The following is a 9,918-nucleotide window of genomic DNA, read 5'->3' as shown; positions in this document are numbered from 1 at the left end:
CCAGCAAGCAGAAAGAGTTGTTGCGCGAATTCGACGAGCTGAGCGAAGACAACAATCCCGAGACCAAGAGCTTCTTTTCCTCGGTCAAGTCCTTTTGGGACGGGATGAAAGGCTAGGGGGCGCTGCCCCCGCCGCCTGACGGCGACTCCCCCGGAGTATTTTCGGCGGAATGAAGACAGGGGCGGGTGCCATTTGGTGCCCGCCCTTTTCCGTTAGTCAATTTTCTCTTGATTACCGTGGCGTCACCTGAGAAGGTGCGCGCAACCGTTGGGGTGCCCCGTTTGGGGCTGAGAGACGCGGCTGCGTCAACCCATCGAACCTGATCCGGGCAATACCGGCGTAGGGAACGGTCTATCGATATCGGACGTTTTCCATGCCCCCGTTGCCCCTAAACTGGAGTAGCGGACATGGCAGCGATTGCCTTGACAATAGCGGGATCCGACAGCGGTGGCGGCGCAGGCATCCAGGCCGATCTGAAGGCAATGTCGGCGATGTCTGTCTATGGCGCCTCGGTGATCACGGCGGTGACCGCGCAGAACACCTGTGCGGTGACGGCGGTGCATGGTATCCCAACGCAGATTATCGGGGCGCAGATCGACGCGGTTCTGGGCGATCTTGATGTGAAGGCGATCAAGATCGGCATGCTGGCGACACCCGAGATCATCGGGGTCGTGGCCGATGCCATTGCCGGGTTTTACGGGCCAATCGTGCTGGATCCGGTCATGGTTGCGAAATCGGGTGACGTGTTGCTGGCGGCAGAAGCAATCGGGGCGCTCCGGCGTCTGCTTGTGCCGCGCGCATCGGTGCTGACCCCAAATCTGCCCGAAGCAGCGCGCTTGTTGGAGACCAATGACGCCGGGTCCTTGAACGAGGTAACCGCTCAAGGCCGCGCCCTGGTCGCGCTGGGCGCGGATGCGGTTCTGATGAAGGGTGGGCATGCCAGCGGAGCGATCTGTCATGATCTTATGGTGGGCCCTGAAGGCGTGTTGGCCGAGCTTACCGCACCACGCCGGGCAACCAAGAACACACACGGCACAGGCTGTACGCTGAGTTCAGCGATTGCCGCCGGTCTTGCGAAGGGGCTGACCCTGAAAAGCGCGGTGCAAGAGGCGCATACCTATCTGCAAGGCGCGATCATTGCCGCCGACGATCTGCAAGTGGGCCAAGGTCACGGTCCGGTGCATCACTTCCATCGGGTCTGGTCCGCATGAGGCTCTGGTCGGTCATAGGCGCGGGCGTTGCCGGCCTCGCGGTGGCGACCGAACTGGTCGCGCGCGGCGCACAGGTGCAGGTGTTCGACCCCTCCGGTCCGCCCGGCCCACATGGGTGCAGCTGGTGGGCAGGCGGTATGCTGGCGCCTTGGTGCGAGTATGAAAACGCCGAGGAACCGGTGTTGCGCCTGGGCCAGCAGGCCATCACATGGTGGGCGCAGCACACCACCGTCACCCGGCGCGGCACCCTGGTGGTGGCCAATCCGCGCGACCTGCCGGACCTGCGCCGCTTTGCCCGCCGGACGGAAGGGTTTACCGAAGTCATCCAAGCTGAGATCGCCGAATTAGAGCCTGATCTGACCGCCTTCTCCAAGGGTCTCCATTTTCTGGACGAGGCGCATCTTGACCCGCGTCGCGCGCTCTCGGACCTCTATCGCGGTCTCACTGACAAGGGGGTCCAGTTTCACCGCAAACCCGCCCCTGCCGGGCTGAAGAATGCCATCGACTGTCGCGGCCTGCACGCGCGCGAGGTCCTGCATGACCTGCGTGGCGTCAAAGGGGAGATGTTGGTCATTCGCGCTCCGGATATGGCTCTAACAAGGCCAGTTCGTCTGCTGCACCCGCGCATGCCGCTTTATGTCGTGCCGCGCAGCGACAATGTCTACATGCTGGGTGCAACGATGATCGAGAGCGAGGATAGCGGCCGTATCACAGCCCGCTCGATGCTGGAACTGCTCAGCGCCGCCTACGCTTTGAACCCCGCCTTTGGCGAGGCAGAGGTGCTGGAAATCGGCGTCGATCTGCGCCCGGCCTTTCCCGACAACCTGCCGCGCATCCGGCGGCTGGGACGGACCATTTATGCCAATGGCCTTTATCGCCATGGCTATCTGCTGGCGCCTGCGCTGGCGCAGGGAGTCGCGGATCTGGCGCTGAACAACATTCACACGGAGTTGGTTGATGAAGATCGTGCTTAATGGCGCGCCGCGCGAGGTTGAGGCCGAAACCCTGGCCGCACTGCTGGCTGAATGCGGCCTGTCAGGCCGCGTTGCCACTGCGGTGAACGAAAGCTTTGTGCCCTCGTCCCTGCGCGGCGCGCATCGGCTGAACGATGGCGACCGGGTCGAGGTGCTCGCCCCGATGCAGGGGGGCTGAAACATGCGCAGCTTTTACGGAACCGATTTGCCGAACCCGCTGATGCTGGGCACCGCGCAATATCCCAGCCCCGCGACCCTGGAACGGGCGTTCCGCGCCAGCGGAGCGGGGGTGGCGACTGTGTCACTGCGGCGGGAATCCGGGGCGGGACAGACATTCTGGTCGATGATCCGCGATCTGGGTGTGCTGATCCTGCCCAACACCGCCGGCTGTCACACGGTGAAAGAGGCGGTGACCACCGCCCATATGGCGCGCGAGGTGTTCGGCACGCCCTGGATCAAGCTGGAACTGATCGGCCATACCGACAGCCTGCAACCGGATGTCTTCGGTCTGGTCGAGGCCGCGCGCATCCTGACCGAGGACGGGTTTCAGGTGTTCCCCTATACCACCGACGACCTGATCGTCGGCGAGCGCCTGCTGGCAGCAGGCTGTGAAGTGCTGATGCCCTGGGGCGCGCCGATCGGCTCGGGCCGGGGGCTGAACAACGAATACGCGCTTCGCGCCATGCGGGCCGAGTTTCCCGATGTGCCGCTGGTGGTCGATGCGGGCATCGGCCTGCCCAGCCATGCCGCCCGCGCGATGGAGCTTGGCTATGACGCGGTTCTGCTCAACACCGCCGTGGCCCGCGCGGGCGATCCGGCGGATATGGCGCGCGCCATGGCGCTGGCCATTCAGGCCGGGCAACTGGCGCATCGCGCCGACCCGATCGAGGCGCGCGATATGGCCAGCGCCTCGACCCCTGTCATAGGAAAGGCTTTCCTGTCATGACGCTCGACCGGTTCTATCCGATCTTCGACCATACCGACTGGCTGCGCCGGATGCTGCCGCTTGGGGTCAAGCTGGTGCAACTGAGGATCAAGGAGCAGCCGGACGCGGTGATCCGCGCCGAGATTGCCACCGCGCGCGACCTCTGCCGCGCCCAAGGCGCGGTGCTGGTCATCAACGACTATTGGCAGGTCGCCATCGACGCGGGTTGCGACTGGCTGCATCTGGGGCAAGAGGATCTGGACGAGGCCGATCTGCCCGCGATCCGCAAGGCAGGTCTACGGCTCGGCGTCTCCACCCATGACGATGACGAGTTGGAGCGGGTGCTGGGCTTGGACCCGGACTATGTGGCGCTTGGCCCGGTCTATCCGACCATCCTGAAACAGATGAAATGGCATCAGCAGGGTCTGCCGCGCGTCACCGAATGGAAGGCGCGTGTCGGCGCCATCCCGTTGGTGGGTATCGGCGGCATGAGCGTCGAGCGTGCGCCGGGCGTGCTGGGTGCCGGGGCCGATATCGTCTCGGTCGTCACCGACATCACCTTGAATGCCGACCCCGAGGCACGGGTGCGTCAATGGATCGAGGCCACCAGATGAGCCGCTACGCCCGCCAGATGATGCTGCCGCAGGTTGGGGTTGAGGGGCAGGCTCGGCTGGCCGATGCCCGCGTGCTGGTGGTCGGGGCCGGGGGGCTGGCAGCGCCCGCGCTGCCGATCCTTGCCGGGGCAGGGGTGGGCTGGATCGACATCTTTGATGGCGACGTGATCGAGCTGTCGAACCTGCATCGCCAGACGCTGTTCACCGAGGCTGATGTCGGCCAGCCCAAGGCCGAGGCCGCCGCCGAACGCTGTAGCGCGCTCAATTCCGGGATTGTCCTGACCGGTACAAAACGGTCAATAACCCCGGAAAACGTCATACAAAACAGTCAAAACGCCGATCTGGTGCTGGATTGCGCCGACAGCTATGCGGCCAGCTATCTGCTCAGTGACACCTGCTACGCGCTGGGTAAACCGCTGATCAGCGCCTCGGTTCTGGGGCTGGGCGGATACGTCGGCGGCTTCTGTGGCGGCGCACCCAGCCTGCGCGCGGTGTTCCCCGATGCACCGGACAGCGCAGCAAGTTGCGCGACCACTGGCGTGCTGGGTCCGGTTGTCTCCATACTAGGCTCTATGCAGGCACAAATGGCGCTTTCGGTGTTGCTTGGGCTGATGCCTTCACCGCTCGGGCAGTTGGTGCACGTTGATGCGCGAACCTGGCGCAATAGCGCGTTCCGCTTTGACGGCGCGCCGGAACCGGCAACTGCCTTCCGTTTTGTCGCGCCCTCGGACCTGACCGCCGATGACCTCGTCATTGAGTTGCGCAGCGAGTCCGAAGCGCCCCATCCAGCACACCCGTCAGCCCGCCGCATGACGACATCAGAGATAGCAATAACAGACACTAACAAAGGAAAACGACTGGCTTTGTGCTGTGCCACCGGCCTCAGGGCCTGGCGCGCCGCGGAACAGTTGCAACCGGATTGGCCGGGCGAGATCGTCCTCGTCGCGGCCGCCACCTCATGAAAGGAAACGCGATATGAAACACCTGGTAACCGCATTGGCGCTGCTCGTTGCAACGCCCGCTCTGGCGCAGGACAAGATGACCCTGCTGCTCGATTGGTTCATCAACCCCGACCACGGCCCGATCATCGTGGCGCAGGAAAAGGGATATTTCGCGGAACAGGGTCTAACTGTGGAAATCGTGGCCCCTGCCGACCCCTCGGCCCCGCCGCGCCTGGTGGCGGCCGGTCAGGCCGATCTGGCGGTCAGCTATCAGCCGCAACTGCACCTGCAAATCCACGAGGGGCTGCCCCTGAAACGTGTCGGCACGCTGGTCGCCACGCCGCTCAACTGCCTGCTGGTGCTTGAAGACGGCCCGATCAAATCGCCCGCCGATCTCAAGGGCAAGAAGATCGGTTTCTCCGTCGCCGGCGTCGAAGAGGCGATCCTGACAACGGTTTTGGGCAAATACGGTGTCGCGCTCAGCGACGTCGAGATGATCAACGTGAACTTCTCTCTCTCGCCCGCGCTGATGAGTGGGCAGGTCGACGCGGTGATTGGCGCTTACCGAAATTTTGAGTTGAATCAGATGGATATCGAGGGAGTGCCGGGCCGCTGCTTTTACATCGAGGAAGAGGGCGTGCCGTCTTATGACGAGCTGATCTATGTCGCTAACCCCGACCGGATGGATGCCGGCAAGATCGTGCGCTTCCTCGAGGCGACCGAGAAGGCGACGCAGTTCATCGTCAACAACCCGCAAGCAAGCTGGGAAATCTTCTCGGCGACTTCGCCCGAGTTGCAGGACGAGCTGAACAAGCGCGCCTGGGTGGATACGCTGCCGCGCTTTGCGCTGCGTCCCGCCGGGTTCGACGCGGGCCGCTATGCCCGGTTCGAGGCGTTTCTGAAGGACACCGGCCTGATTGACAGCGTCAACCCGGTCTCGGCCATCACCATCGACGTGACCGCCGAATGAGCGCGCCGGATTATGGCCACGCCTTTGGTCTGATGCGCGCGGTGGCAGGCCAGCCGTGGCGGGATCATACCCGCCACGCCTTTGTCGAAGGGATGAAGGATGGCAGCCTGCCACACGATGCTTTCCTGCAATACCTGCGGCAGGATTACGTTTTCCTGATCCACTTCGCCCGCGCCTGGGCGCTGGCGGTGGTCAAGGGGGAGACCCATGCCGAAATGCTGGCCGCTGTTGGCACCGTCAACGCGCTTGTGGCCGAGGAGATGCAGCTCCATATCGGGGTGTGCGAGGCGGCGGGGATCTCGAAGGACGCGCTTTTTGCCACGCCCGAGCGGCCCGAAAACCTCGCCTATACCCGTTTTGTGCTCGAGGCCGGGTATAGCGGCGATCTGGCCGATCTGCTGGCGGCGCTGGCGCCCTGTGTCATGGGCTATGGCGAGATCGGCGCGCGTTCGGCGGCAGAGGCGACGAGCGAGCGCTACAAGAGCTGGATCGACACCTATGCCGGTCCCGACTATCAATCTGCCTGCAAGGCGGTGGGTGAACTGATGGATCAGGCTCTAACAAGACGAATTGGCGCCGATTTCGAAGCCTCGCCGCGTTGGGAGCGGTTGTGCCGGACCTTTCGCACCGCGACGGAACTGGAAGTCGGCTTTTGGCAGATGGGGCTGACCCCGTGACACCGGCCCCCGCGATCACCGTTGCTGGCAGCGCCAGCATCGACGGCGCGCCCCTGTTCGCGCCGCTGACCTTGCGGTTGGAGGCGGCGCAATGGACCTGTCTCTTGGGCGGGTCCGGCGTCGGCAAATCAACGGTGCTGCGGCTGATTGCGGGGTTGGAGACCGGGGCGGTGTTCAGCGGCACGATCACCGCGTCTGACGGTGTGCCGGTGGCGGCGCGAGTGGCCTATATGGCGCAGGACGACTTGCTGCTGCCCTGGGCCAGCGTCGCGCAGAACGTGGCGCTGGGCGCGCGGCTGCGGGGTGAACAGGTGGACCGTGCGCGGCTGGACGATTTGCTGCGTCGGGTGCGTCTGATCGATCATGCAGGCAAGCGCCCGGCGGAGCTGTCAGGAGGACAACGCCAGCGCGTGGCGCTGGCGCGCACCCTGATGGAGGACAAGCCCGTTGTGCTGCTGGACGAGCCCTTCTCGGCGCTCGATGCGCGCACCCGCGCCGATATGCAGGAGCTGGCCGCCGAACTGCTGGCCTGCCGGACCGTGCTGTTGGTGACGCACGACCCGGCCGAGGCGGCGCGGCTGGGTCATTCGATCCAGGTGATGACTGCCGCTAGGTTGACACCGGTCGCACCGCCAACGGCAGAGATGCCGCGCGCGGTGGATGACGCTGCGACGCTGGAATGCCAGGCTGCGCTGCTCAGGATGCTGCGGGAGGGTGGGCAATGACACGCTGGCTCCCCGCTGTTGCGGCAACCCTTTTTGCGCTAGCGATCTGGCAGGTGGTGGTGAGCCTGACCGACCTGCCGCGATTCATCTTGCCCGGCCCTGCTCTGGTGGCCGAAACCTGGTGGCAGAGCCGCTGGCTGATCGCCGAGCATACGGCGGTGACGGCGCTGGAGGTTCTGATCGGTCTCGCCTGTGGCGCGGTGCTTGGCGTGGTCACGGCGTTGCAGCTGGCCAGTTCGCGGATCGCACGGGTTCTGGTGCAGCCGATGCTGGTCTTTACCCAGGCGCTGCCGGTCTTTGCGCTGGCTCCGATCCTGACGCTGTGGCTGGGCTATGGGCTGTGGTCCAAGGTGGCGATGGCGGTGCTGATCATCTATTTTCCGATCACGGCGGCGTTTTTCGACGGACTGATGCGGACGCCGGTGGGATACCTTGACCTTGCCCGTACCATGCAGGCCAGCCCGCGTGCGGTGCTTTGGCATATCCGGGTGCCGGCGGCGCTGCCGCAACTGGCCTCGGGACTGCGGCTGGCGGCGGTCTATGCGCCGATCGGCGCGGTGATCGGTGAATGGGTGGGTGCGTCAAAGGGGTTGGGGTACCTGATGCTCTTGGCCAATGGCCGCGCCAAGACCGACCTGATGTTCGCCGCCATGCTGACCTTGGGCGTGCTGTCGGTGCTGCTGCATCTCGCGATGCGGCGGGCAACCCAAAGAATGGCAGGCGAGCGTTAACCAGTCGGAAACCGATTCGGGGCGAGGCTGATTGCCATGCGCCAGACTGGTTTATCCGAGGCCCCGATGCTGTTCGACATGGACGAAGCGCCGGAGATGCCGCTGCCCTCGGGGCGGTTGCCGTCCTACATCCGGGATCATCGCAAGCGGTTACGCGAGCGGTTCATGACGGGCGGTGCGGCGGCGCTGCCGGATTACGAGTTGCTGGAGCTGGTGCTGTTCCGCTCGATCCCCCGCCAGGATGTGAAGCCGCTGGCGCGGCTGCTGCTCGATGCGTTTGGCGATTTCAACAGGGTTCTGACCGCCCCTGTGGAGCGGCTGGCCGAGGTCAAGGGGGTGGGCGAGGCGGTGATCACCGACCTCAAGATACTGGAGGCCAGCGCCCACCGCATGGCCCGCGCACGGGTGATGCAGCGGCAGGTGATTTCCAGTTGGGATGCGCTGCTGGATTATTGCCACACCACCATGGCGCATCGCGAGACCGAACAGTTCAGGGTCTTCTACCTGGACCGCAAGAACGTGCTGATCGCGGATGAGGAACAGGCGCGCGGGACGGTCGATCACGTGCCGGTCTATCCGCGGGAGGTTGCCAAGCGGGCGCTGGAGTTGAACGCCTCGGCGCTGATCCTGGTGCACAACCACCCATCAGGAGACCCGACACCGTCGCAATCGGATATCGACATGACGGCGCGGATCCGGGCCGCGTGTGAGGCGCTGGGGATAACGCTGCACGACCACCTGATCATCGGAAAATCGGTCGAATTGAGCTTCCGCTCCGAAGGGTTTCTATAGGGGGCGCTGCCCCCGTCGCGGCAGGGCCGCGACTCCCCCGGAGTATTTCAGGCGAAATGAAGGGGTTACTTGACCCAGACCTCGACCCGGCGATTGACCTGACGGCCCCAGTCGCTGTCATCGCAGGCCATCGGCAGCGCCTCGCCAAAGGCATCGACCGAGATTTCGACCCGCGCCGAGTCCAGTGTTTCGGCCGCCTGCAACACCGCGTCACGCACCGCCTCGGCCCGTTTCAGGGCAATGCGGGCGTTGCCCTCGGCGGCACCATCACCGTCGCTGAACCCGACAAAGAGCATTTGGCGCGCGTCATAGGCACCGCTTTCCAATTCCTGAGCCAGTTGTGCGATATTGGTCCGCGACTGCGCATCAGGGCGCGAGGATCCGGTCTCGAATCGGAAAGAGAGGCTGAGCCGTTGCATCCCAAACAGCGTGGATACGAGTCGTTGCAACTCAGTGAGGGGGACCTCGGCACCAGCGGCTGCGATGGCATTGGCCAGCCGGTTTCCCTGGACCGCGACCGGGATCAACTCTGGCGCCTGATCTACGAATCCGGCACGGCGAATCACGATCTGGGCAGCCGGGCTGCGCATGTAGGCCATGAACTCCCGTGCCAGTTTGGGCAGGCGGCGCGCGGGCATGTAAAGGAACATGGGCGAATTGAGCGGATAATCCTCGGTCTTGATGTTGCGCCGGGTTGCGGCGACGGAAAAGCCGCAATCCCCTGTCAGGGTCAACGCCCTGGCGGTTCCGGTTTCGGAATAGCTGGCGATGCCGATGGCAAACGGGTCGACGGCGACCGCACGGGCAAGCAGGCTGGAACGGTCATGGCGTGCGACCGTCTCGGGCAGCGTTTTGCCGACTGGTAACAGCAAGCGGTCCTCGACGGCCTGCGCCAGTCCCGAGCCTGCGACCGGCAAGTGTAGCGCGATGGGGGCATCGGGGCCGCCGAGCTCGGCCCAGTTCTCGATCTCGCCGGCAAAGACCTGTGCCAGTTGCGGGGCAGAGATCTGTCGCACCGGATTGACCGGCGCCACCACGGGCACCATCGCATCCAGAGCCAGAACCCGCGAGCGGTTGCTGTCGGTCATGTCGCCCAGGCCCAGTTCCAGCGCCCGCCTGCGCTCATCTGGCCGGATCTCGCGCAGGGCCATGACCAGATCGGCCTCGTCGGCCAGCAGGTCGGCAAAACCTTCGTCGGTGGTGCTGACGCGAAAGGTGAACCGGGCCTGAGGCCGTTCGCTGCCTGCCTTGAAAAGAAGATAGCTAAACCGGCTCTCGGATTCGGTCTCGCGTCGGGTCTGCATGCGGTTGCGCAAGGCAAAGCCTTCGATCAGTGCGGGCAGCAGCACCTCGGCCAT

At 64.6% G+C, this 9,918-nt stretch carries 13 protein-coding genes and 1 riboswitch; of the genes, 12 read left to right on the top strand and 1 reads right to left on the bottom strand.

Going from position 1 to position 9,918, the window contains the following annotated elements; genetic code table 11:
* From AC2FL1_RS22830 to radC, 12 genes are all read left to right on the top strand, one after another.
* Positions 1-116: hypothetical protein (locus tag AC2FL1_RS22830; protein WP_496878450.1), on the top strand; the 116-nt coding region annotated here is incomplete at its 5' end.
* A gap of 142 nt (positions 117-258) precedes the next feature.
* A riboswitch (TPP riboswitch) is annotated at positions 259-363 on the top strand.
* A gap of 44 nt (positions 364-407) precedes the next feature.
* Positions 408-1,211 (top strand): bifunctional hydroxymethylpyrimidine kinase/phosphomethylpyrimidine kinase, encoded by an 804-nt coding sequence (thiD, locus tag AC2FL1_RS22825; protein ID WP_496878449.1) that lies wholly within the window; start codon positions 408-410, stop codon positions 1,209-1,211.
* Positions 1,208-2,185 (top strand): FAD-dependent oxidoreductase, encoded by a 978-nt coding sequence (locus AC2FL1_RS22820; protein ID WP_496878448.1) that lies wholly within the window; start codon positions 1,208-1,210, stop codon positions 2,183-2,185. Before thiD ends, AC2FL1_RS22820 begins: the two co-directional genes overlap by 4 nt.
* Positions 2,169-2,363 (top strand): sulfur carrier protein ThiS, encoded by a 195-nt coding sequence (gene thiS / locus AC2FL1_RS22815; RefSeq protein ID WP_496878447.1) that lies wholly within the window; start codon positions 2,169-2,171, stop codon positions 2,361-2,363. The genes AC2FL1_RS22820 and thiS overlap by 17 nt, the downstream gene beginning before the upstream one ends.
* Positions 2,364-2,366: 3 nt before the next feature.
* Positions 2,367-3,131, top strand: coding sequence for a thiazole synthase (locus AC2FL1_RS22810; protein ID WP_496878446.1), 765 nt, complete (start codon positions 2,367-2,369; stop codon positions 3,129-3,131).
* The gene (locus AC2FL1_RS22805) at positions 3,128-3,724 is read left to right on the top strand and encodes a thiamine phosphate synthase (protein ID WP_496878445.1); all 597 of its coding nucleotides are present in this window, start codon (positions 3,128-3,130) and stop codon (positions 3,722-3,724) included. Before AC2FL1_RS22810 ends, AC2FL1_RS22805 begins: the two co-directional genes overlap by 4 nt.
* Complete coding sequence (locus tag AC2FL1_RS22800) at positions 3,721-4,686, top strand: ThiF family adenylyltransferase (RefSeq protein WP_496878444.1); 966 nt, start codon at positions 3,721-3,723, stop codon at positions 4,684-4,686. Before AC2FL1_RS22805 ends, AC2FL1_RS22800 begins: the two co-directional genes overlap by 4 nt.
* A 13-nt stretch (positions 4,687-4,699) precedes the next feature.
* Positions 4,700-5,635 (top strand): ABC transporter substrate-binding protein, encoded by a 936-nt coding sequence (locus AC2FL1_RS22795; RefSeq protein WP_496878443.1) that lies wholly within the window; start codon positions 4,700-4,702, stop codon positions 5,633-5,635.
* A complete protein-coding gene (locus AC2FL1_RS22790) occupies positions 5,632-6,312 on the top strand; it encodes a TenA family protein (RefSeq protein ID WP_496878442.1) in 681 nt (226 codons plus the stop codon). The genes AC2FL1_RS22795 and AC2FL1_RS22790 overlap by 4 nt, the downstream gene beginning before the upstream one ends.
* A complete protein-coding gene (locus tag AC2FL1_RS22785) occupies positions 6,309-7,037 on the top strand; it encodes an ABC transporter ATP-binding protein (RefSeq protein ID WP_496878441.1) in 729 nt (242 codons plus the stop codon). The genes AC2FL1_RS22790 and AC2FL1_RS22785 overlap by 4 nt, the downstream gene beginning before the upstream one ends.
* Complete coding sequence (locus AC2FL1_RS22780; protein WP_496827297.1) at positions 7,034-7,768, top strand: ABC transporter permease; 735 nt, start codon at positions 7,034-7,036, stop codon at positions 7,766-7,768. The genes AC2FL1_RS22785 and AC2FL1_RS22780 overlap by 4 nt, the downstream gene beginning before the upstream one ends.
* Before the next feature lie 66 nt (positions 7,769-7,834).
* Positions 7,835-8,560, top strand: coding sequence for a RadC family protein (gene radC / locus AC2FL1_RS22775; protein ID WP_496878440.1), 726 nt, complete (start codon positions 7,835-7,837; stop codon positions 8,558-8,560).
* A 65-nt stretch (positions 8,561-8,625) separates the two neighbouring features.
* Here radC and AC2FL1_RS22770 read toward each other — a convergent pair.
* Positions 8,626-9,918, bottom strand: a 1,293-nt coding sequence (locus AC2FL1_RS22770; RefSeq protein ID WP_496878439.1) for a substrate-binding domain-containing protein, incomplete at its 5' end; no start/stop codon positions are given.

Source organism: Ruegeria sp. YKSF070 (assembly GCF_059612725.1).
Note: the sequence above shows the minus strand (reverse complement) of the source record. Positions and strands in the feature narration are given on the sequence as shown.